The 22,861-nt window shown below is 66.3% G+C and carries 20 protein-coding genes and 2 tRNA genes; 16 read left to right on the top strand and 6 right to left on the bottom strand.

The genetic code is table 11. The features are described 5' to 3' along the window. Positions 1-79: 79 nt before the first annotated feature. Positions 80-637, bottom strand: a complete 558-nt coding sequence (locus ACQPW1_RS11765; protein WP_433662756.1) for a PadR family transcriptional regulator — start codon at positions 635-637, stop codon at positions 80-82. A 109-nt stretch (positions 638-746) separates the two neighbouring features. On the opposite strand from ACQPW1_RS11765, the gene ACQPW1_RS11760 reads away from it, so the two are divergent. From ACQPW1_RS11760 to ACQPW1_RS11745, 4 genes are all read left to right on the top strand, one after another. Next, complete coding sequence (locus ACQPW1_RS11760) at positions 747-2,105, top strand: MFS transporter (RefSeq protein ID WP_433662755.1); 1,359 nt, start codon at positions 747-749, stop codon at positions 2,103-2,105. A 21-nt stretch (positions 2,106-2,126) separates the two neighbouring features. Next, positions 2,127-2,930, top strand: a complete 804-nt coding sequence (gene cmrA, locus ACQPW1_RS11755) for a mycolate reductase (RefSeq protein ID WP_433662754.1) — start codon at positions 2,127-2,129, stop codon at positions 2,928-2,930. Between the two features lie 153 nt (positions 2,931-3,083). Then, complete coding sequence (gene lysA / locus ACQPW1_RS11750; protein WP_433662753.1) at positions 3,084-4,427, top strand: diaminopimelate decarboxylase; 1,344 nt, start codon at positions 3,084-3,086, stop codon at positions 4,425-4,427. A gap of 184 nt (positions 4,428-4,611) precedes the next feature. Further along, on the top strand, positions 4,612-5,874 hold the full coding sequence (locus ACQPW1_RS11745) for a diaminopimelate decarboxylase family protein (RefSeq protein ID WP_433662752.1): 1,263 nt from the start codon (positions 4,612-4,614) through the stop codon (positions 5,872-5,874). A 70-nt stretch (positions 5,875-5,944) separates the two neighbouring features. Here the strand turns inward: ACQPW1_RS11745 and ACQPW1_RS11740 are convergent, their stop codons facing one another. Beyond that, positions 5,945-7,738 (bottom strand): helicase HerA-like domain-containing protein, encoded by a 1,794-nt coding sequence (locus ACQPW1_RS11740; protein ID WP_433662751.1) that lies wholly within the window; start codon positions 7,736-7,738, stop codon positions 5,945-5,947. Positions 7,739-7,973: 235 nt separating this feature from the next. Between ACQPW1_RS11740 and orn the strand changes: the two genes are divergently transcribed. From orn to ACQPW1_RS11725, 3 genes are all read left to right on the top strand, one after another. Beyond that, positions 7,974-8,624 carry an oligoribonuclease gene (gene orn, locus ACQPW1_RS11735; RefSeq protein WP_433662750.1) on the top strand — a complete coding sequence of 217 codons (651 nt, stop codon included), beginning with the start codon at positions 7,974-7,976 and terminating at the stop codon, positions 8,622-8,624. Positions 8,625-8,679: 55 nt separating this feature from the next. Further along, positions 8,680-8,752 (top strand) — tRNA-His (locus ACQPW1_RS11730). Positions 8,753-8,943: 191 nt separating this feature from the next. Beyond that, on the top strand, positions 8,944-9,192 hold the full coding sequence (locus tag ACQPW1_RS11725) for a hypothetical protein (protein ID WP_433662749.1): 249 nt from the start codon (positions 8,944-8,946) through the stop codon (positions 9,190-9,192). A 55-nt stretch (positions 9,193-9,247) separates the two neighbouring features. Here the strand turns inward: ACQPW1_RS11725 and ACQPW1_RS11720 are convergent, their stop codons facing one another. Continuing rightward, positions 9,248-10,465 (bottom strand): L,D-transpeptidase, encoded by a 1,218-nt coding sequence (locus tag ACQPW1_RS11720; protein WP_433662748.1) that lies wholly within the window; start codon positions 10,463-10,465, stop codon positions 9,248-9,250. 306 nt (positions 10,466-10,771) lie between these two features. On the opposite strand from ACQPW1_RS11720, the gene ACQPW1_RS11715 reads away from it, so the two are divergent. The 6 genes from ACQPW1_RS11715 (at position 10,772) to ACQPW1_RS11690 (ending at position 15,301) form a co-directional block, all read left to right on the top strand. Then, positions 10,772-10,844, top strand: a tRNA-Lys gene (locus ACQPW1_RS11715). A 187-nt stretch (positions 10,845-11,031) separates the two neighbouring features. Continuing rightward, positions 11,032-11,412: an AbrB/MazE/SpoVT family DNA-binding domain-containing protein gene (locus ACQPW1_RS11710; protein WP_433662747.1), complete on the top strand. Its 381-nt coding sequence runs from the start codon at positions 11,032-11,034 to the stop codon at positions 11,410-11,412. Next, the gene (locus ACQPW1_RS11705) at positions 11,409-12,434 is read left to right on the top strand and encodes a tyrosine-type recombinase/integrase (protein WP_433662746.1); all 1,026 of its coding nucleotides are present in this window, start codon (positions 11,409-11,411) and stop codon (positions 12,432-12,434) included. Before ACQPW1_RS11710 ends, ACQPW1_RS11705 begins: the two co-directional genes overlap by 4 nt. 557 nt (positions 12,435-12,991) lie before the next feature. Further along, the gene (locus ACQPW1_RS11700; RefSeq protein WP_433662745.1) at positions 12,992-13,501 is read left to right on the top strand and encodes a hypothetical protein; all 510 of its coding nucleotides are present in this window, start codon (positions 12,992-12,994) and stop codon (positions 13,499-13,501) included. A gap of 250 nt (positions 13,502-13,751) precedes the next feature. After that, positions 13,752-14,948: a DUF7221 family queuine tRNA-ribosyltransferase-like protein gene (locus tag ACQPW1_RS11695; protein ID WP_433662744.1), complete on the top strand. Its 1,197-nt coding sequence runs from the start codon at positions 13,752-13,754 to the stop codon at positions 14,946-14,948. After that, complete coding sequence (locus ACQPW1_RS11690; RefSeq protein WP_433662743.1) at positions 14,933-15,301, top strand: hypothetical protein; 369 nt, start codon at positions 14,933-14,935, stop codon at positions 15,299-15,301. The genes ACQPW1_RS11695 and ACQPW1_RS11690 overlap by 16 nt, the downstream gene beginning before the upstream one ends. 343 nt (positions 15,302-15,644) lie before the next feature. On the opposite strand, the gene ACQPW1_RS11685 is transcribed toward ACQPW1_RS11690, so the two are convergent. Together ACQPW1_RS11685 and ACQPW1_RS11680 are read right to left on the bottom strand one after the other, a co-directional pair. Further along, positions 15,645-15,986, bottom strand: a complete 342-nt coding sequence (locus ACQPW1_RS11685) for an STAS domain-containing protein (protein WP_433662742.1) — start codon at positions 15,984-15,986, stop codon at positions 15,645-15,647. A gap of 42 nt (positions 15,987-16,028) precedes the next feature. Next, positions 16,029-16,388, bottom strand: a complete 360-nt coding sequence (locus tag ACQPW1_RS11680; protein WP_433662741.1) for a hypothetical protein — start codon at positions 16,386-16,388, stop codon at positions 16,029-16,031. A gap of 573 nt (positions 16,389-16,961) precedes the next feature. Between ACQPW1_RS11680 and ACQPW1_RS11675 the strand changes: the two genes are divergently transcribed. The 3 genes from ACQPW1_RS11675 to ACQPW1_RS11665 are packed head-to-tail and all read left to right on the top strand — an operon-like array spanning position 16,962 to position 20,373. After that, complete coding sequence (locus ACQPW1_RS11675; RefSeq protein WP_433662740.1) at positions 16,962-18,461, top strand: nitrilase-related carbon-nitrogen hydrolase; 1,500 nt, start codon at positions 16,962-16,964, stop codon at positions 18,459-18,461. Positions 18,462-18,520: 59 nt separating this feature from the next. Beyond that, a complete protein-coding gene (locus tag ACQPW1_RS11670) occupies positions 18,521-19,738 on the top strand; it encodes a sensor domain-containing protein (RefSeq protein ID WP_433662739.1) in 1,218 nt (405 codons plus the stop codon). Further along, positions 19,717-20,373 carry a response regulator transcription factor gene (locus ACQPW1_RS11665; protein ID WP_433662738.1) on the top strand — a complete coding sequence of 219 codons (657 nt, stop codon included), beginning with the start codon at positions 19,717-19,719 and terminating at the stop codon, positions 20,371-20,373. Before ACQPW1_RS11670 ends, ACQPW1_RS11665 begins: the two co-directional genes overlap by 22 nt. A gap of 350 nt (positions 20,374-20,723) precedes the next feature. Here the strand turns inward: ACQPW1_RS11665 and ACQPW1_RS11660 are convergent, their stop codons facing one another. Further along, complete coding sequence (locus tag ACQPW1_RS11660) at positions 20,724-22,793, bottom strand: hypothetical protein (protein WP_433662737.1); 2,070 nt, start codon at positions 22,791-22,793, stop codon at positions 20,724-20,726. Between the last annotated feature and the right edge of the window lie 68 nt (positions 22,794-22,861).

The raw sequence follows: 22,861 nt of genomic DNA, 5'->3' as shown, positions 1-22,861 counted from the left end.
CTCCGGCATGCGCTCCGCACGCTGGCACATGATTCGCTCGCTGCGCTCACTCATGGGCGAGTCTCACCTTTCTCCGGTCTCAATCCGCGCGCGGGGCTGTCGCGGGCGGATGCAGGGCGTGTAGAACTTCGTCGCACCATTCGACGAACCCCGACTCCACGCGGAAGCCCGCGCGCAGGACGAGGTACTGGTGCAGAGCCGTACCGGAGAGCTGATCCGGTGCCGGAAAGTCGCGTTTCTCGATGAGGCGATACACCTCGAGGCGTTGGGAATGCTCGTCGCGATGCCGGGAGACCTCGGCGCGCAGCGCGCCGATATCGCCATAGGCGGCAGCGCGGATCTTGACCGCGAGTTCGTTGCGCGGGGTGCCGGTCTCGGACGGTTCGGCGATCCAGCGGGCCAGCTCGGCGCGGCCCGCCTCGCTCACCGCGTACACCTTCTTGTCCGGTCTACCCTCCTGCGTCACCGACTCGCTGTTCAGCCAGCCGGATCCCTCCATCCGCTTGAGCACGCGATAGATCTGCTGATGCGTCGCGCTCCAGAAGTATCCGATGGACTTGTCGAAGCGGCGGGCCAGCTCGTACCCCGAGCCGGCCCGCTCGGTCAGCGATACCAGCAACGCGTGCTCGAGGGCCATGCCGAAAGAGTAGCCGTGACACACGGTACTATGCAACTGGGTGCATACCCCCGGTTTGGTGTCGGGTGTTGGGCCATTGTGTGGGCCGAATCGCATTAGAGTGCGCGGCATGAAAGAGGTGGACGCGCGGGCGACTGTCGGGCAGGCCGCCGGGCGCGGGCAAGTGGTGGCGTGGGGGTTTTGGGACTGGGGGTCGTCGGCGTTCAACGCCGTCATTCTGATGTTCGTGTTCTCGGTGTATCTGACCGACAAGGTCGGTGATGATCTGCCGGGCGGGATTTCACCGAGTGCGTGGTTGGGCTGGGCGCTCGGGCTCGCGGGGCTGGTGGTCGCGGTGACCGCGCCGGTGAGCGGGCAGCGGTTCGACGCGACCGCGAAACGTAAACGCTCCCTTGCCGTTTTGACGGGCCTCTGCATCGGGTCGATGACGCTGATGTTCTTCGTGCACGACGACTACCACTATCTGTGGCTCGGGCTGTTGCTGCTCGGGTTCGGTTCGGCGTTCTTCGAGCTGGCCAGCGTGCCCTACAACGCCATGCTACGTCAGGTGTCGACGCCCGCGACAGTCGGCCGGGTGTCCGGATTCGGCTGGGCGATGGGCTATTTCGGCGGCATCTTCCTGCTGCTGATCTGCTACTTCGGCTTCATCTCCGGCAGCGGCGACAGTCGCGGACTGCTCGGCATTCCCACCGATGACGGGCTCAACATCCGGCTGGTCGCCATCGTGGCGGCGGTGTGGTTCGCCGCGTTCGCACTGCCGGTGCTGTTCGCGGTGCCCGAATTGCCGCGCACCGACGCCGATCCCGGCGCCGCCAACGCGGGGTTCTTCGCGTCCTATCGGATCTTGGCGCGGGATCTGCGCGAGCTCTGGGCGACCGATCGGCGCACCGCCGGATTCCTCATCGCCAGTGCGGTATTCCGGGACGGGCTCGCCGGTGTGTTCACCTTCGGTGCGGTGCTTGCGGTCCGGGTGTACGACATCGCCGACTCCGACGTTCTGCTGTTCGGCATCGCCGCCAATGTGGTTGCGGCACTTGGCGCGATCGTCGCGGGCCGATTCGACGACCGCGGCGGCCCGAAGATCGTCATCGTGGTCTCGCTCGTCTCGATGATCATCTGCGGCCTCGCCCTGCTCGTGGTCTCCGGCCCACTGATGTTCTGGATCTTCGGCCTGCTGCTGACCGTCTTCGTCGGCCCCGCCCAATCCGCCGCCCGCTCCTTCCTCGCCCGCCTGGCCCCACCCGGCCGCGAAGGCCAGCTCTTCGGCCTCTACACCACCACCGGCCGAGCCGTATCCTTCCTCGCCCCCACCTTCTTCGGCCTCTTCGTCTGGTTCTTCGACAACGACCGAGCAGGCATCATCGGCATCACCCTGGTCCTGGCCATCGGCCTGATCGCCCTCCTCCCCGTCCGCTCCCCCGACCCCACCGAGATCGCCACAGACCCCGCCAACGACCAGCGCACCTGACCCCTCGCATAGGCTCCAGGCGTGAGCTTGCCCTCCCCCACTTCTGAGAATCGCGCGGTTGTCACCGGTGCCTCCTCCGGTATCGGCACTGCGTTGGCCGCCGACCTTGCTGCTCGTGGCTATTCGTTGATCCTGGTTGCGCGGCGCGGTGAGGTGCTGACCGAGTTGGCGCAGCGGTTGACCTTGGCGCATGGGATTGCTGCCGAGGTGCGGGCGGTGGATCTGGCGGATCGGACGCAGCGCGGGGCGCTGGTGGAGGAACTGTCGGCGCGCGATATCGCGATCCTGTGCAATAACGCGGGAATTGCGACGTTCGGGGCGGTCGCAGAGTTGGATCTCAGTTACGAGCGTGCCCAGATGGAGCTGAATGCTGTTGCGGTGCACGATCTTACGCTCGCGGTGCTGCCGGGGATGATTGCCCGCGGTGGCGGCGGCATCCTGATCAGCGGGTCGGCGGCGGGGAACATGCCGATTCCCAACAATGCGACCTACGCGGCCAGTAAGGCGTTCGCCAATACCTTCTCCGAATCGCTGCGCGGCGAGCTCAAGGGCTCCGGCGTCAATGTCACGCTGCTGGCCCCGGGCCCGGTGCGCACCGATGTGCCCGATCCGGCCGACGCGTCGATCGTCGACCGGCTGGTTCCCGACTTCATGTGGGTGTCCTCGGAGTACACCGCGAAGGTGTCCATCGACGCGCTGGCCCGCAACAAGATGCGGGTGGTTCCCGGCCTGATCAGCAAGGGAATGAGCGTGGCTGGCCAATACGGTCCGCGCGCCGTGACCGCGCCGATCGCGGGCGCGTTCTACAAGAAACTCGGCAGCTGAGGAGACCCCCGTCACGACCGGGTCAGGGATCCGTCAAGATCGGGCTCCCGGTCGTCAAGCACTCGTAAGCTGAACGTTTGCCCAAGAGGAAAGCGGCGTAGTCCTGACAACGGCCCCGCATACGGAATAGCGGGGGCGCACACAGGAGACACCGTGACGCTGCTGGAAATCTTCCCGTCGCTGAAGTCGGGGATGCCCTCACGCCTCGACTCGGCCGTATGGCCGCGCGACACGCATTACGACGACGCGGGCCGAATCACGATCGGCGGGGTGGCCCTGGCCGACATCGCAGATCAGTACGGCACTCCGACCTATGTCCTCGACGAGCGCGAGGTAAGGGAGCGCTGCCGGGCCTACCGCAAGGCATTCCCCGAGGCCGAAATCATCTACGCGGGTAAGGCATTGATGATCCGCGCGGTCGCCAACTGGGTTTCCCAGGAGGGGCTGTCGGTGGACGTGTGCTCGTCCGGCGAGCTGGCCATCGCGCTGGCCGCCGGCGTCGCCCCGCGCCGAATCATCATGCACGGCAACGGAAAATCGTTCGATGAACTGACCGCCGCGATCAAGGCCGGGGTCGGCCGGATCGTGGTCGACTCGCTGGCCGAGATCACCCTGCTCTCGGCGTTGGTCACCGACTCGCAGAACGTGCTGTTGCGGCTGTCCCCCGGCATCGACGTGCACGGGCATCCCGCCGTGCGGACCGGTGTCACCGATCAGAAGTTCGGCTTCCCGATCGGCGGCGACACGGCCGCGGAGGCGGTCGCCCGGATTCTGCGGCAGCCGAAGCTGAACCTGGTCGGCTTCCACTGCCACCTCGGCTCGCAGATCAGCGACCCGGACTACTACGGCGAGGCCGTGCGCCGGGTGATCGCCGAGATGGCGCGGGTCCGGCAAGACCACGGAGTCCTGCTCACCGAGCTCGACCTCGGCGGCGGGCACGCGGTCGCCTACCGCACCGGCGACAGCGAGATGAACCTCAGCGAACTCGCCGCCATCATCGAGGACGCCCTCGACGCGGCCTGCGCGCGCCAGCACTTCCCGCGCCCGAGCATCTCGCTGGAGCCCGGTCGCGCCATCGTCGCGCACGCGGGCGTGACGCTGTACCGGGTGCTGTCGGTCAAGCACATCGAGGGCGGCCACACCTACGTCACCGTGGACGGCGGGATGAGCGACAACCCGCGCGTCGCGCTGTACGGCGCGCGCTACAGCGTTGTCGTGGCGAACCGGCACCCGACCTGCGCGAGCATGACCGCGACCGTGGCGGGACGCTTCTGCGAGTCGGGCGACATCCTGGCCACCGACGTACAGCTGCCGGTCGACCTGCGGCCCGGCGAGGTGCTCGCGATGCCCTGCACCGGCGCGTACCACCACAGCCTCGCCTCGTCCTACAACAGCGTCGGCCGGCCGCCGATCGTCGCGGTGCGGCACGGGCAGTGCCGGGAACTGGTGCGCCGGGAGACCATCGCGGACCTGATGTGCCGCGACGTCGGCTGCTGAGCTGAGCGACACCCCGGACCGCGCGGCATTTCCCGGCCGCGCGGTCGGCGTGTCAGCGATTCGTCAAGATCAGGTCGGGGGCGGTCAACGTTGCGCTAAGCGGCCTACCGGCGGCCGGTCCCGCGGCGTAGTACTTGGTAGGCCCCGCAGATGGAGAAAGCGGGGAGCGGATCAGGAGAGCACCGTGACGCTTGTGGACTTCTTCGCGCCGACGCGGTCGGGAACGGCCGCGCACCTGGATTCCGCGGTATGGCCCTCCGACGCGAAGTATGACAACGAGGGCCGGATCATCGTCGGTGGCGTCGCGCTCGCCGATATCGCCGAAACCTACGGCACCGCCGCGCGGGTGCTCGACGAGCGGGAGGTCCGACAGCGCTGCCGCGCGTATCGCAAGACCTTCCCCGAGGCCGAGATCGCCTACGCCGCAACGGCCTTGCTGGTCGGCGCGGTGGCCGACTGGATCACCGACGAGGGTCTCTCGATGGTCGTGTGCTCGCCCGGCGAGCTGATCGCCGCGTTCGACGCGGGCGTCGATCCGAGGCGAATCATCCTGCACGCCAAGGGCGTATCCCGCGAGACGCTGGAGATCGCGGCCGCCCGGCGGGTCGGCCGGATCGTGGTCGGCTCGCTCGCCGAGATCGACCTGCTCGCCGCCGTCGCCACCCGACCGCAGCGGGTGCTGCTGCGGGTTTCGCCCGGCATCGAACGGGACTCGGCGCAGGACAACCCGGCAGGCTTTGCGCTCGGCGCGGCAACCGCGACGGCCGTCGCGCACGTGCTCGGTACGCCGATGCTCGATCTGATCGGCTTGCACTGCCACCTCGGCTCGCAGATCTACAACCCCGATCACTACGGCGAAGCGATCCGCCGGATGGTTGCCGAGATGGCGTTGGTCCGGCACGACCACGACCGCATCCTGACCGATCTGGACCTCGGCGGTGGGCACGCGATCGCCTACCGCAACGGCGACGCGGAAATGAATCTCCCTGAGCTGTCCGCGATCATCGAAGACGCCCTCGACGCGGCGTGTGCCCGTCAGCACTTCCCGCGGCCGAATGTCGCGCTCGAACCGGGGCGCGGGATCGTGGCGCGAGCCGGGGTGACCCTGTATCGGGTCTTGTCGGTCAAGTACAGCGACGGCGGGCACGTCTCCGTTGTCATCGACAGCGAGACCCGCAGCAGGACCGGCAATTTCGCTGGCGTGGTGGTGGCGAATCGGCGGGCGGCCGGCCCGCTGGTGACCGCCACGGTCGCGGGGCGGGCGGGGGATGTCATCCTCGCGACCGACGCTCGGCTGCCCGTCGACCTGCGGCCGGGCGAGCTGCTCGCCGTGCCGTGCACCGGCGCATACCAACATGCGCGCACCCGCGTCGTCGCGGTGCGCGAGGGTCACTACGCGCAACTCGTTCGTCGCGAGCCCGACCTGCTCGACCGCGACGCGAGCTGACCTCAGCCGCAAGCCTTTTGGCTTCCCGCACCTGGAATTGCAGGCGATTCCAGGTGCGGGAATGCGGCTGTCAGCGCTTGCGGGTGCCGAAGATGCTGCGGCTGATCTCGCGTCCGGCGGCGGTGGCCGCGGAGCGCAGGAAGCTCTTGACCGCAGGGTTTTTCATGATGCGCTCGGCAGTCGAATCCTCTTCGGCCTTCGACGAACGACCGGGAGCCGGTGCGGACTGCGGACCCTGATCTGCCGCGGCGACTTTCGCGGCCAGGATCTCGTAGGCCGATTCACGATCGATGGTCTGGCCGTACTTGCTGTGCAGCGAGCTGGACAGTGCGCGCGACTTGATCGCGTCGTCGCCGATGGTGTCCATGAGTGAGCGGGGAGGCTGAATCCTGGTCCACGCCACCGGAGTCGGCGCGCCCTTCTCCGAAAGCACCGTCACCACAGCCTCACCGGTGCCGAGCGAGGTGAGTGCCTTCTCCAAGTCGTAGGTGCTGGTCTTGGGGTAGGTGCGCACCGTCTTGGACAGCGCCTTCTGATCGTCCGGGGTGAAAGCGCGCAGTGCGTGCTGGATGCGCGCACCCAGTTGGGACAGCACCTGATTCGGGATGTCGGTGGGCAGCTGCGTGCAGAAGAACACGCCGACGCCCTTGGAGCGGATCAGCTTGACGGTCTGCTCCACCTGGTCCAGGAACGCCTTCGAGGCGTCCGCGAACAGCAGGTGCGCCTCGTCGAAGATGAAGACCAGCTTGGGCTTATCGATATCGCCCACCTCGGGCAGCGTCTGGAACAGGTCGGCGAGCACCCACATCAGGAAGGTGGAGAACATCACCGGCCGCGCCGCCTGCGCGCCGAGCTCGAACAGCGTGATCACACCCTGCCCGCCCGCGACACGCACCAGATCGCTCGGATCCAGTTCCGGCTCACCGAAGAACGTGTCGCCGCCGTCGGCCTCCAGGTTCACCAGCGACCGCAGGATGACGCCCGCGGTGGCCGCGGAGACGCCGCCGATGCCCTTCAGATCTTCCTTGCCCTCGGCGCTGGTGAGGTGCGTGATCACCGCGCGCAGGTCCTTGAGGTCGAGCAGTGCGAGGCCGTTCTTGTCGGACCAGTGGAAGATCAGCCCGAGGGTGGATTCCTGAGTCTCGTTGAGCCCGAGCACTTTACTGAGCAGCACCGGGCCGAACGAGGTGATGGTGGCGCGGATCGGGACGCCGATGCCGTTGGTGCCGAGCGAGACGAATTCGGTCGGGAAGCCGGTCGGCTTCCAGTCCTCGGCGCCGGTTTCGGCGGCGCGCGCGCTCAGCTTGTCGTTGGTCGCGCCCGGCTGCGACAGACCGGACAGGTCGCCCTTGATGTCGGCGAGCACCACGGGAACGCCTGCGGCCGACAGCTGTTCGGCGATGCCCTGCAGCGTCTTCGTCTTGCCGGTGCCGGTCGCGCCTGCCACCAGGCCGTGCCGGTTCATGGTGCGCATCGGAATGCGCACGCGCGCAGCGGGATCCACCTCGCCGTCGACTACGACGGTGCCCAGTTCCAGTGCCACCCCGTCGAACGCGTACCCGGCGGCGATCTCCTGCGCGGCAGCCGATCCCCCGCTCGGCTTATCGCTCTTGCCCGCCGCGTCGGCGTCGGCCTTCTTCTGCTCGGCCTTGGTCGCGGCTTCGGCGGCGGCAGCGGCGGTCTGGTCGGCCTTGGCCGCCGCGCTCTCGGCCTTCGCCTTCGCATGCGCCCCGCTCTCACCGGCCTCTTGCTCCGCCAGCTCGCGCTCCGCGGCTTCCGCGGCAGCAGCAGCCTCTGCTGCGACTTTCGCCGCCTCCTCGGCGGCCTTACGCGCCGCGGCCGCTTTCTCCTGGGGGGTGGTCATCGCACGTCCTCCGTCTGGTCTGACTCGAACTGCTAACGCAGTGTTTGCTGTCGTACCGAAAACGCCTGTGCCGATCTGCAGAAACTGTATCCCCGCGAGTCCGGCTTTTGGGAGACCGAACAGCGCTCGTTCGCGCCACATCCACGGCCGCGAGCAGGCAGCGCCGCAAATCGGACACGGCGGGAAGGTGCGGCGTCGCGGGCGTCGCAAATCAGACAGAGCTAATGTTGCTGCCGTGTCGGACAAATATGTGGTGTGGATGGATTGCGAGATGACGGGCCTTCGCCTGGACAGCGACAAGCTGATCGAGGTGGCCGTGCTCGTGACGGACAGCGACCTCAACATCATGGGTGAGGGCGTGGACGTGGTGATCCACGCCGACGACGCGGCGCTGGCCGCGATGCCGCAGGTGGTCGTCGAGATGCACGCGCGCTCCGGGCTGACCGAAGAGGTGCGCCGCTCCACCGTCACCATGGCCGAGGCCGAGCAGCAGGTGCTCGACTACATCAAGCAGTACGTGCCCACCGCGGGCACCGTGCCGCTGGCCGGTAACTCGATCGCCACCGACCGCGGCTTCATCGCCCGGGACATGCCCGCGCTGGACGCCCACCTGCACTACCGGATGATCGACGTCAGCTCGATCAAGGAGCTGTGCCGCCGCTGGTACCCGCGCATCTACTTCGGCCAGCCGGAGAAGGGCCTGTCGCACCGCGCGCTGGCCGACATCCAGGAATCCATCCGCGAGCTGGAGTACTACCGCCGCACCGCCTTCGTCGCACCCCCCGGACCGTCCACCAGCGAGATCGCCGCGGTCGCCGCCGAGATCAGCAACGCCGCGGCACCCCCCGCATCGACCCAGGTCAACGCCGCGTCGGAAACCGATTAGGGAGACGAAGGGGTAACACGCTAATATCGACGGCGCCGGTGTTCAGCCGGTGATGGTGACCGTAGTTCAGTTGGTAGAGCACCAGGTTGTGATCCTGGCTGTCGCGGGTTCGAGTCCCGTCGGTCACCCTGAGAGGCCCAGGTTGTGGAGAAATCCGCAACCTGGGCCGTTTCATTTGCCCGGCCCGACCGCGGGTCACAATGTGAAACACTCTTCTTCCGATTGTGGGACGGATCGCGCGACGCGTCCGTAGACTCCGGCGCGTGGGCGGTGTCGCTGGGGCACCACCCCGGTTTGACCAGAGAGACAACAGGTCGTGATGCGTTCCGCGGTTATCGCAGCTTTCTTCGGCGCCACCCTTTTCACCGGAGCCACCGGGACCGCGGCAGCGGGCATCGGGCTGCCGGGGATGCCGGACTCGGGTTCGGCGTCGAGTGGATCGGCGGGCGGGCTCGTCGGCACGGGGTCGTCGGGCAGTGGGTCCGGCGGCAAGCTGGCGTGCATTGCGACGGGTAGCGCGATGGCCATCATCGGCGACGCGCATCTCGGCTGCAATATGCTCCCCTGATCGAAGACAGCGAACGGGCCACCAGCGGGTGCTGGTGGCCCGTTTACGTTGTCGCTCAACGCGGGTCGGCGTTGCCCGCCTTCCACACCGGCCACGGGATGTTCCAGTCGCCCAAACCGTCCAGGCCGGAAAGGGTTCCGCCGACGGTGTTCTTGATGATGGTGATGTCGCCGCGCTTGGCGTTCTGATAGACCCACTGCGCGTTCGCGGGGCTCAGGTTCAGGCAACCGTGGCTGGTGTTGCTGTAACCCTGCTGCCCGACCGACCACGGCGCGGAGTGAAAGAAGATGCCGCTGTAGGAGATTCGGGTCGCGAAGTCGATCGGCGTCTTGTATCCGTCCGGCGAGTTCACCGGCACACCGTAGGTCGAGGAGTCCATGATGATCTTCTCGAGCCGGTCGCTGACGATGTAGATGCCGTTGTCGGTGGGCGTGCTGTTCTTGCCCATCGAGGTCGGCATGGTCCGGACGACTTGACCGTTCTGCTCGACCGTCACCTGCTTGGTGTCGTCGTCGGCGGTGAAGATCGTCGCGTCACCGACGGTGAAGAAGGACTGGAGGTTGTCCTGGCCGAACAGACCGTTGCCGAGATCACGGCCATACACGTTCACATTGATGGTGACCTTCGTCCCCGGCGCCCAGAAATTCTCGGGACGCCACCGGACTTCGCGATTGTTCACCCAGTAGAACGCGCCCTCCACGGCGGGCTCGGTGGTGATTTTGATCGCATCCTGGGCGGCCTTGCGGTCCGGAATGGTCTCGTCGAACTGGACCGCCACCGGCTGGCCGACGCCGACCACCTCACCCTCACCGGGCAGCAGATACGGCTTGGTCTGGCTGTCCGGCGAGCTGGTGGTGAAGCTCAGCATGGTGGAGTTGGCGCCGCCGAGACCGATCGCATCGGCCTTGAGCCGGTAGGGCTTGCCGTAACCGAGCACCTCGGTGGTCTCCCAGGACCGGCCGTCGGCGGCCAGCCTGCCGCCGCCCACCGGCTGGTTCTGCGCATTCACCAAGGTGACGTTGGTGAACTTGCCGTCCTCCACCTGGAACGCCAGCGGCACGCCCGGCGAGACCCCCATCTCGCCATCTTTGATCGGGGACAACAGTTTTGGCTTGATCAGCTCGAGCAGCGGGTTACGGTCGATGGCGACCGAGGACGTGTCCGGCGTGTTCGACGACGAGCACCCCGATAAGACCAGCGCGGCCACCCCCAACACCACGACAGGTGCGGTGATATTCCGTATCCACCGACGCCGACCTCGACCAACGCTCATCACAAACCCCGTTTCAAGTCCCGGTGCACCAGAAGCGCACCGATGGCTTCGGATCCCAACCGCTCACAGCTCAACCCGCCGTGCCTGCGGAGCGGTCGAAACCACGTTCGGTCATTCTGCCAGTGCGAGGTGCTCACACCAACGCGAATGCCGCGTCGACACAGACGTGTTACACGGGATAGATCCGAACTGCCGGGTTCGGCGTTAACACCCCCGACCGAACCGTTATCGCCCCCGGTCAGGAGGCGATTTCACATCTGCCGCCTCGGCCTGTTAAGGTTTGTCCCGCACCGGAACACGGAGCAAGCGCCATTAGCTCAATTGGCAGAGCAGCTGACTCTTAATCAGCGGGTTCGGGGTTCAAGTCCCTGATGGCGCACAATTCCGGTGTTTCTGGACACCATTCCCGTATCTCGTGTTCTAGCGCGCTAGAACACGCTTCAGACACGCCAGATCATCTCCGCGGCCTCTTCCCGTTCGCCCTGCCCGAATCAGGGACGACAGTCGATCACCGTGTTGCGCCGCCCGACTCGGGCATCCCGCCGACGCGCCTGCGGGGTGGGCGGTTGGAGCGGATGCAGCCGACCTCGCTGGACCGGATTCGTGTCGTCTACGGATCCGTGCTGGTCAACCACGCCGGCCGCCTGGCCGAACGCGCGGTGCTCGGCTCGCTGGGCTGGGACCCGGGCACCCCGGTCCGGATCCGGCCGGCCGCGCCCGGCGTACTGCTGGTCACCGACGGCGAGCCCGGCGGCCACGCGATCGCACGCAACGGCCAACTCTGCATCCCCGCCGACATCCGCAAGGCGATCCGGCTGCGCAAAGGCGACCGTGTACTGCTGGCCGCCCATCCCGACCAGCGGCGACTGATCATCGTCTGCCAGATCGCCCTCGCCGACATCGTCGCAGACATCCGCGACCGCATCGACGGCGGTGAACAGTCATGACGACCTTCACCCCCGCCATCACAGCGGCCGAACTCGATGCCGCGCGCACCCTGCTCGCGCGCATGGGCATCACCGCGGCCGACCTCCTCGACGTCCGCCCGACCGCGCCGACGTTCGCCGAGTACATCCCCACCGTGCGGACCAGGGTCGCCGCTGCCTCGACCCTGCGCACGTTCAACACCCATTGGAAACGAGTCGAACGCGAATGGGGCGACCGGCGCATCGACGAACCAACGATCGCCGACATCACCGAAATGCGTGAGCAGGCACGCCGCAACGCCAAGACCGACCGCAACGCCCGCGACGGCCGCGGAGCCGCCGAAGCGATGATCGGCGCGTTGCGATTCCTCTACAAACACGCCGAGAACGACGGATTTCTCCGGCCGGGCGACAACCCTGCCAAACGAGTCGCCAAACCGCGCCGCATCCCGTCCACCAGGCGGGGCCTACCACTCGAGCAGCTCACCGAGATCGCGCGAGTGGCCGCGACCACCGGCAACGACCCAGACCTGGACACACTGCTGCTTCGCTTGCACGCCGAAACCGCCTGCCGACGGGGCGGTGCCCTGGGTTTGCGTCTCGACGACCTCGACCCGCAGCAATCCCTGATCTACCTCGTGGAGAAAGGCAAAATCCCTCGCTGGCAACCGATCTCGCCCACCCTGATGGCGAACCTGCTCCACCACGCCAAGGAGCGCGGCGCGCAACCCGGTGAACCACTGCTGCGCTACCGCAACGGCAAACCGATCACCCGACGCCGCTACGACGGACTGTGGACCCGAATCGAGCTGGAATTGCCGTGGGTCGAAAAACAGCAGATCACCACCCACTGGCTGCGGCACACGACCCTCAAGTGGGTGGAACGCAACTTCGGCTTCGCCGTCGCCCGCGCCTACGCCGGGCACGCCGAAGGGAAATCCGAGGGCTCGACCGTCATCTACACCCGGGCCAGCCTCGAGGAAGTCGCCTTGGCGCTGGCCACCTTGACCGGCGAACCCCATCCACTCGCCGCAGCGGCGTGAACGGGCCGGATGGAGACATCACTATGACCATCGAAACGACGTGTCCCACAACACGCCCCGGCAGTGAAGGCGCGGTGGCACTGCTTTCCGAAGGTTTCAACCAGTTGGAGGCGACACCCGACGATGTCATGCTCCGAACAGCCCTCCAAGGCTGCTCGACCAAGAAGGACATGATGCAGCTCGTGTGCGAGCTGTTCGGAAACCCGAAAACCGACGACGTGCGCTCGGTGCTGGCACGCTGCGGAGCGCAGGTCTCACGTCAGCACGCATCGAACGTGGTCAACGATTGGCGGCGAACTCACCAACGCCGGTCTCGCCCTGCCGGCCCGGATCGGCAGGCTCCCGCCGCGGTCGCCGACGCCCTTCCCCCGTCGCCTGACCGCGTCGGTCTCGTGGATAGGGAGGACACGCTCACTGAGGTGACGACACTAACGTTCGAACGGCAACCGGTGGACGCGTCAATTACAGAGGCTCATACAAATGATGAGATCGACGCGCCGTCTGCCGATGAACCCGAGCCAGACGACCACCGGGTCGACGCGTCACCATTCGGCGAGTTGACGGTTGACGACCTCACCGACGACGAATCCGGTCGCAGCACTCCAGCAGCTGAAGCACCGCGAACGTCGTCTCGCCCGGTCAGGATCTGGCCCGTGCTGCTGATCGCGCTGCCCGCAGCGGTGGCGGTGTGGTCCGGTTGGGTCGGCCTGGGCGAGCTGACCGGGTTCGGTGTCATCCACCCCTTGCCGGGCATCTGGGATTCCGCCCGCCTCAACACCGCGATCACCCTGCCGATCGGCGTCGAGACTTACGCCTCGTACGCCTTGTATGTCTGGTTGTCAGGTCGCATCCGGACCGCGAAAACCGTCAACTACGCCAAGTGGTCGGCCATCGGCAGCCTGGCGCTCGGCGCTGCCGGACAAATCGCCTACCACCTGATGCAGGCCGCAGAAACCCGGATCGCACCGTGGCCGATCACGACAACGGTCGCGTGCCTACCGGTCGTCGTGCTCGGAATGGGAGCCGCGCTCACGCACATGCTCCTCCGCGAGAACGACACGGATTGAGGTAGACGACAGGGCAGTCTTCGCAGGGTCGGCGGGCCTTATCAGTCTGCCTTGGCGGCGGGGGGTGTCAAGCCGCGAAAAGCGTGCGGCTTGACACCCCTTTTCCGCCGCCAAGGCGGACTGAACGGCTGGCCCGCCGACCCCGCGAACCCGACCTCTGTTTGGAGAGAGCGCGTTTCTCGGCGACGGGATTTCCATTCGCCCTGTCCCGTCCGAAATTTCCCAAATCCCAGTGTTCCTGGGAGGTGCTTTGCGTTCCCTGCTTACCCAAAATTCCAATCAGCGGCACCTGCTGCTGTCCACGCCCGCCGCATCGATCGAACGGTGCGATACCGCATGGGGACCGCTCACACCGTGGACCACCAGCGCTGATCATCTCGACCCGGCCCGTCGGATGCTGTTCTTCCTGGGGATCGGTCAGCCCAGTCTGATGACCACGTCTCCGGTGCCGGTGTTCGTGTCCGCGAAAAGACTGGCGCACTACCGCTCTCGCGGCGAGAAGTTCCCGGTCAAAGCGATCCAGGCCCCGTATGCCGGGGACTCGGGAGCGTATTCGGCGATCATGCTGACCGCCGATCCGCGCGGGCATCCCTGGTGGGCGCATCCCGACGAATACGGGGCGCTGTGGACTCGTCTGATCGAGGACATCGGGCCGCCGTTGTTCGTCGGAATCCAAGACGTGCCCTGCGAACCCGGATGCCTGCGGTTCACCGGATCGACCACAAGCCGGCATCAGCAGGCGACTCTGGAGAACTATCTGTATCTGTCCGAGCAGTTCGATTTCGTGCCGTGGCTGCCCACGTTGCAGGGCTGGCATCCACACGACTACATCGAGCACTACCACCGCTACCTCGAGGCCGGTATCGACCTGACGGCCCGGTGGGTCGGAATCGGAAGCATCTGCCGCAAGAACCGCGCCCGAGACGTAGCCCGGGTCCTTGCCGCTCTCGCGCCGCTGGGCATGAAAATGCACGGATACGGCGTGTCGTTGAATGCACTCGCGTTGACCGGTCACCTGCTCCACAGCAGTGATAGTCAAGCCTGGTCGATGACCTCACGCACTGCCCATATCCGGCTGCCTGGCTGTGGGCACCAGTCTCGCCCGGACCCGGTCACCGGCGAACGCGTGATCACCGATTGCCGAAATTGTTTCCGCTATGCCCTGTACTGGCGGGAAAAGGCGATGGATGCGTTGCGTGCCTGCGCCGAGCGGGTGGCCACCGCCGATCCCGGTCTGTGGTCCGATCCCGTTCCCGCGCTACCGATTCCACGCCCACCGCGCCGGACCGCAGCGACCGGTGTGCGCTCCGGCGTCCCGGCGTCCGACCAGATTTCCCTGTTCGATGCGTTGCCCACCCGCGCTGCGCCTCCGCACACCATCGCACCCCACTCCCCGCCATCGGCAACGTGGCCTGAACGAAAGAAGTTCGTATGTCTACGACATTGAGCAGGAGCCAAGCCAAGCTGCATCGTGAAGCTTGCCTGTTGATCGATGCCGACCGCGATCTCGATGACGAGGAGAAGAGGTTCGTCCTGGATCACTGGCAGGAGGCCGCCAATCCCCAGCACTGTTTGGACGGAGCGTACTTCACGCCCCTCGGGCTCGCGGGCGACATGCGGATCGACGTCGTGGGAACCCACATCATCGACCTCTGCGCCGGGATCGGACACTTGAGCTTCGCGTGCCGCAACCTCCTCGACCACCGTTGGAACGGTGAGCGCCTTCGCGAATTCGTCTGTGTGGAACGCAATCCGGAGTACGTCCGGATCGGCATGCGGATCATGCCCGAGGCCACCTGAACTGGGCGGGTTCGCAAATTCTCGCAACGCTGATGACAGGAACCCACAGGTGCATCGGGGGGTATTCACCCCAGCCTGATGCGGGTTCTGGTTCAGATTCCAGGCGACCAGCCTGCCCACCCGTTTGGAACCGCCCGTGGCTGATGTCAGCGGCCAGTGAAAGCTCCCCCACTGACGGACAGTTGGAGGATGAGCAACCGTCCGCAGACCCGCTAATTCTCCGCTAGCCAATGGTGCCGGACTGAATGGCGGTCGCCGTGCTCGCAGAGTGCGTTGGGTATGGCCAACTCAAGTGAGCTGTGTTGCCGATTACCGAGCGTTAGCAGGGCGAACAGCTCACGTGTCAGTCGGTCGCCTGTACGGCGTCTTCGACTGTGGTGTGAATCGAAATGACCTTGGTCAAGCCCCTGGTACGGAAGATCTTCAGAATCCGTTCCTGGTTGCAGACCAGCCGCATCGAGCCGCCCTGCTCGCGTACCAGCTTCTGCCCTCCGAGCAGGGCATCGATTCCGGCGTCCTCGATGGAGTCCACACGTTCGAGATCGACGACCAGGTTATAGCTACCGTCGTTGACCAGTTCGACGAACTGTTCACGCAGCTTGGGCGCTGTGTCCTCATCGATCTCGCCACCAACCCGGATAACCGTGCGGTCGCCCACGGTCTCGGTTGACAAGGACAGGTCCATGGGAAACTCCTTGCACGCGAGGGACTTTGCTCGTAGATCGTCTCACTGCAGTCGTGCCGGTATCTCCGAATCCGCGAAGCGGCATCGGCGAGGTCGAGTTTGCCTGGCGAGCGCCGCCGGTATAGATCGCGATGCCTGCGCGGCCCGGCCGGACACGGTCAGAAGATCGGCCGGGCCGGTCTTTGAACGTACGGTATTGCCGCGACCCGCGTGGTCCGAAGCGGTCAGCGCGAGTCCACGGAAGATCAACGGGCCGAACGCCTCACGGCTGCCCGGTGAACGCACCATCATGCCGATTTCAGGATCCAGTACAACCCGCTTTACGCTCGTCGAATGGATTGAGCTGGAACATGCGGTACCCGCCGTGCGTGGGTCGACGCCTTGGAATGCGAGGCCGATCACGAAACCTGCTACTTCCTCCAGTTGCCGGACGCGGACGAGCTACACCCATTCCAGATGCTCCAGGGGTGAACACGATCAGCGCCTCCACCAGCGCCTCGGCCTGCGATGGCGACAGCTTTCTTCTCACCCACCCGCCGGCCCGGCCGCTGCGAATTCAAACCCTCGGCACAGCCTCGGTGAACCTGTTGTACCAGTTACGGATCGACCCGCCGACACCCCGAACACCCCGCCGCGCCTCCGTTGCCGGCATCCCGTCCCCCAACGCCCCATCACTCGCTTCCGCAATGCCTCCTGCTGAGCCGGGTAAGCCCGCGCCTGTCCATCCGAAGATCATCACTCACACCCGAAACAGCAAGCAGCACAACCGATCTGTTTCAGATCAATAATAGCTGGCAGTGCGTGAGTCTGTTTCTTCATATGATCTTGCTTGATGTTGCCGATTGGGGCTGTGTGAACCTGCCGCGGGCCTGCACAGTGTGGTGACCTTCCCGTACTTGTAGTGGAGAAAACTACAGGTGATGTGGGAATTCAGCTGCAATGGCAGCGGGCCTTCGATCGGGGAGGCTGCGGTGTATGGCAAACATGTCGTTCTCCACCGGCCGGCGAAGGTATCTCTGGCTGGTGGCAGGTGTTGTGCTCGGGCTGTTCGGTACGAGCGGTGAATGGGCGATACCGGTCGCGGGGTGGCTGTTCTCCATCGCGTTGATGCGGTTCACCCGAGGGTCCGGTGTGCTCACCGGCTTCGTGTGGGTAGCGCTGTCCTCGGCGGCCGCGAAACTGGTTTTCGTCGCGGCCGCGGGCAGATTCACGGTCCTGCCGATCATGGTCGGTTCCACGATTTCGAGCGTGGTCCTTTGTGTTCCGCTGCTGGTGGACCGGCTGCTGTTGCGGCGGTTGAATCCGATTGCGGCGACACTGGTGTTTCCCGCGGCGCGGGTGGCAGTCGAGTTCCTGGTGGCGCAGGTCAGTCCGTTCGGGACAGCCTTCGGGCCCTTGGCCGCGACGCAGTCGGCGAATCTGCCCTTGTTGCAACTGGTTTCGGTCACCGGAGTCTACGGGATCAGTTTCCTGATGGCATGGCTCGCGCCGATCGTGAACATCGCGCTCGAACACCGGTGGCATTGGCTGTCGATCCGCACAGTGGCCCTGGCCTATGTCTCGGTGCTGGTTCTCGTGCTCTTCGGCGGCGGGCTGCGGTTGGCCCTGGCATCGGACGCGCCGAATCTGGTCCGCATCGCCGGGATCAGCGTGTCGCGCCCGGCCGAGGAGCGGGCGCGGGAGATCGACAACTTCCACACTCCGCAGGTGCTGCCCGAGCAGAAACCGGTGCTGCGGCAGGCGTTCGCGGTGCTCAACGAGGACCTGTTCGCCCGCAGTCGGACCGAGGCCGACGGCGGCGCGAAGATCGTCGCGTGGGCGGAGGCCGCCGCGGTCGTGCTCGAGGAGGATTATCCGGAGTTCCTGCGCACGGCGCGAGAGCTGGCCCGGGACAAACAGATATACCTCGACATGGGCATCGCCGTGATCCTCGACGGGCAACGGCAGCCGCGCTCACGCGATATCGCCGTGCTGGTGGCGCCGGACGGGCAAGTGCTGTCGACCTACGACAAGGCGCATCCGGTGCCCGGCATGGAAAGCCTGCGGCCGGGCGACGGAATCGCGCCGGTGTCGGCGACACCGTACGGCAGGCTCGCCAACGTCATCTGCTTCGACGCCGATTTCCCTGGCACCCTGCGAACCCGCGCCGACATCATGTTCGTTCCCGCCAACGACTGGAAGGGAATCGAGCGCGCGCAGGCGGCGAACGCCGTGTTCCGGGCTGTCGAGAACGGCTACAGCCTCGTGCGGCAGACCAGCAACGGCATCTCCATCACCGTCGACATGTACGGCCAGAACCTGGCCAGGACAAACTATTTCAGCACCGCACAGCAGAGCATGATCGTGTCCGTGCCGACGCGCGGCACCCGAACGGTCTACGGCGTGGTCGGTGACCTGTTCGCGTGGCTGTGCGTTGCGGGCGTGGCCGGCTCGGTAGTCCTGGTCGTATTCCGGCGGATCGGACGCCGGAGATGATGATGAGATCTTCGGATGACCGTGCGATGATGCCACCGGCACGGAACGGGGGCACAGGGATGCGGGCGAGACTTGCCGCACCGTTGTACGCGCTGGCCATGATCTGTCTGTCGGTCGCCGGAATCGGCGCGGCGGCACTGGTTCTGGTCGGTGCGGCGCTGATGGTGGTCGGGGTCGGACGGTTCGTGTTCCCGTCAGCGGTCGCGTTGCTGCGGACGGTCGCGGACGCGGCCCGGTGGCTGTCGGGCCGGCTCGGCGTAGACATCGAAAGGCCCTACGGTGACGAGACGAGCGCTGTCGGGCTGCTGAAGGCACCCTCCACCTGGCGGGATGTGATCTGGGCGTTCGTCGACCCGATCATCGGTACCTGGACTTGCGCTCTGGCGCTCGGCATGCCGCTGTACGGGTTGTACGGCGCGGCGGTACAACCGTGGGTGTGGCGATCCAACGCGCGCTCCGGCGGTATCAACGCCTACGGCCCCATCCACGTGACCTCGACGACCGCCGCGCTGGCAGCCGTCCCGGTCGGGATCGGGTTGATCGCGCTCGGCCTGTATCTCGGGCCGGGACTGCTACGGCGGCGCGCCCGTTGGACGTGCGACCGGCTCGGGCCGTCACGCACCACCCGGCTCGAGCGGCGGGTCGAGACATTGGTGGACACGCGCGCGGACAGTGTCGACGCGCAGGCCGCGGAACTGCGCCGCATCGAACGGGATCTGCACGACGGCGCGCAGGCCCGGTTGGTCGCGCTGGGCATCGGCCTCGGTAACGCCGAGCGGCTGTTCGAGGAGGACCCGGACGCGGCCCTGCAGCTGGTGGCGGCGGCGCGAGAAGCGTCGTCGCAGGCGTTGGACGAACTGCGCGACCTCGTGCGCGGCGTGCATCCGCCGGTCCTGGCCGACCGGGGCCTCGCCGACGCGATCCGCGCCCTGGCACTGGATTCGCTGCTCGATGCCGAGGTCTCCTCCGAGCTGACCGGGCGACCGGCACCGGCGGTCGAATCAGCGGTCTACTTCGCGGTCAACGAACTGTTCGCCAACATCGGCAAATACGCGGGTACGGCCGCCGTGCGCGTCACGCTCGGCTACCGCAACGGTGTGCTGAGCTGTGATGTCACCGACGACGGCGACGGCGGGGCGGACCCGGCCAACGGCACAGGGCTGCAAGGCATCCGGAGCAGATTGGCGGTCTTCGACGGCACCATCGCGATCGACAGCCCGCCCGGCGGCCCGACCCACATACGTCTGGAGGTGCCGTGCGCGATCCGATCCGAGTAGTCGTCGCCGAGGACCTGTTCCTCATCCGGGACGCGCTGGTCCGTCTGCTCACCGAGCACGGCTTCACCATCGTGGCCGCCGTCGACAACGCCCCGTCCCTGCGCAGGGCCCTGGCCGAGGACCAGCCCGACATAGCGATCGTCGACGTACGACTGCCACCCTCGTTCACCGACGAGGGCCTGCAGGCCGCCATCGAGGCACGCCGCGAACGACCCGGCTTCCCGGTGCTGGTGCTGTCCCAATACGTCGAACAGCTCTACGCCCGCGAACTGCTCGCAGACGGCATCGGCGCGGTCGGCTATCTGCTCAAGGACCGGGTGTCCAACGCCGAACAGTTCATCAGCGCAGTCGAATCCGTCGCCCGCGGCGGCACCGCGATGGACCCCCAGGTCATCGCCAAACTACTGACCCGAGGCGACGCACGCGGCCGCACCACCGACCTCAGCCCCCGAGAACGCGAAGTCCTGAGCCTCATCGCCTCCGGACGCTCCAACATCGCCATCGCCCGCCGACTGACCATCTCCGCCAGCGCGGTCACCAAACACATCGCCGCCATCTTCGCCAAACTCCACCTCCCCGAGTGCGAAGACGACAACCGCCGCGTCCTGGCCGTCCTCGCTCACCTCGACCACTGACCGACCACGGGGTAGCCAGTTCCGATCTCGGAGATTTCACGTTGGAGGATTGACGCGTACGAAACAGTCGCACACTTGCGGCGAGATCAGGGATACGCGACCCAGCCAGCTCACCCAGCAAGCTAACTACAGTCAGTGCGAGTGAGCTAAGTAGCCGCTGGTCGTGCGGCAGAGCCCCGACAACTTGGGTTGTTTCTCGCGCTCCGGCAATGGGTGCACTTGTTCAACCTCGGCAAGTCGGGTGTTGCCAGTGCATTGCTAACGCCGCCAACTGGCCGCGAGTGGAAGACTCATGTCCGCCGTGACTGTCCGTCCACGCGGGATCACTGCTGGCCGCTGACAGGCTGACGTCAGGGGGCGATCGGGTCGATGGTGAAGAGGTCGGGGTGGGCGGTGCGAACGTATTTGATTGCCGTGCTGGTGGACAGCCCGAAGATCCGTTGGAGGTGAACGGGGTCGGCGCTGTGGCGGGCCTCGTCCAGAATTCGGTCGACCCGGAGTTTCAAGGGCGAGGTCCCGAAAGGCCGGAACATCATCTTCGCGGTGTACTGACTGATGGGCGGGTGGCTGGGATCGACGGCGGTGCGTTGAGTGACCAGCAGATGAGGGTTGGTGCTGCGTGGCCATCGCCGGTTCCGCTCTCGCAGCCAAGCGGTGGTCAGGGTGAGGGTGAATTCGTCCAGGAAGACGACGTGGCGTGTGTATGGGCGGCGGACGACCAGGCGCCCGGCTGAACGGTCGAGATCGTCGAGTTGGAGGTGCCGAAGGTCTTGGGTGGCCAGGGCATGGATCGCCACCAGGGCGAGAGTGAACCGGGTCATCGGCCGGTCAGTTTTGTCGATCAGGCCGCTCAGGCGATCGCTAGGCAAGGGGGTGGGCAGCGGCGGCGCAGTGCGCAGCCGGACGCCGCGGGCAGGGTCGCGGAAGATGCGTCGCTCCTGCTTGAGCGCCGCGAACAGGGACCGCAGACCGACGTGAATTGCCCGGCGCGAGGGGGCGGGCGCGTTCATGACGGCCGCTTGGATCTGATCGTTGGTGATGCCGCGCAGGGAGTCGGCCTCGACGCTCCATTCCTGCAGCGTCGGCTGGATGTAGCCGAGGTAGTGCCGAATCGTGGACCAGGCCCGGATCCGATGGCGAAGCCGGCCGCTGCCCCGCAGGACTTGCGTCCAGGCGGTCACGTCGCCCTGGAACTGGGTCGGCATGGAGTCGATCAGCCGCTGGGCGGCGAGGTGGTCGGTGTCGTCCTCGCCAGACGGGTCCGGCAGGAGCAGGTCGTGGTCGCGGAGGAAGTGGCAGACCCGCGGGTAGCTGCCGATTCCCAACGAGGCCAGCGCTTTCACGTCGCCTTCGTGGATGGGAGCCGCAGCACCGAGCCAGGCCAGCAGGATTCGCAATACTCGGGTGTTCGCGTTCCGGGTCTGTGCAAGCCATGACTGGTCCCGGCCGCGCTGGTCGAAGGCATCCAGCAGTGTCTGGGCCTGGATGGTCAAAGCGGGCAGATTCTGCGAGTTCAGCTGACGCCAGTCCCGTGGCAGGTCATCGATCAACGCGATCTGATGAGGGTTGACCAGGTGAGGCGAGAACGCTCGACAGGCCTCGCGTTCGGCCGCGATCTGTTTCAGGCGTTGCCCTTTGCGCCCCTTGCCCCGGTTCTCGTAGCCGAGTTTGCGGGTGTTCAACGTGAGCGCGAGCTCGCCGCCGAACCAGAGCTGGTCGGCCGGGGGTTGCTCAGGGGCATATTCGGCCAGCAGGACCTGGCAAAACCGGCAGAGATCGTTCTTGATCGGCAGGTGGCGATGGCATCGCGTGCAGGTGCCGACCGGATGGATCTGCGACCAGCTCCAGCACTGCCGACAGCGTTTTGTGCGGGCGCCCTCCCAGCACAGGCAGTGCTCGCAGCTGCGGAGACCGTCTTTCGGTATTGCCCGGACTTCGAGTTCGTCCAGCAGCTCGGTGCGGCGTAGCGCTTCGCTGATCGTCCCGCGCAGTTCAGGAAGATCGTGAAGGTCTTGTTCGTAGACCCGTGGCTGGTCGGCGTCCCGGGCGGCGAGGGCCAAGCGGGCCATCTGTAGGGCCAGGCGCTGCCAGGAGCCGGTTCGGCTGTGTTCGGATCGCAGCTTGGCGATGGTGGCGGCCACCACCTCAAGGTCGGCGATCGGTCGATCGCTGATGCGCCGGGCGTGCTCGAGGGTGAACGTCCGAGGGGGACGAAACAGAGTGAGCTGGCAGGGCGGCGCCGAACGGCATAGGTCCGGCTCGTCCCGCGTCAGCCGAGCCGGCTCCGCCCAGCGCGGGAAACGGAACCGCTGACGCCGGTCCGGGTCACGGCGCAACGCCTGTGCCTCAGGCTGGACATCCCCGGCAAGAAGCAGGACAAGTTGAACGGCCCGTGGGCGGCCGGTCGGGGTTTGCTCCATTTCGGCTCGGAGCCAGTCGAGGTCGCATCCTGCCCGGATGTCGATCAGGCAGCCTCGACAAAGGCTGT

Source organism: Nocardia sp. CA-128927, assembly GCF_050955855.1.
Lineage (GTDB): Bacteria > Actinomycetota > Actinomycetes > Mycobacteriales > Mycobacteriaceae > Nocardia.
This window is presented reverse-complemented; position numbering and strand designations above follow the sequence as displayed.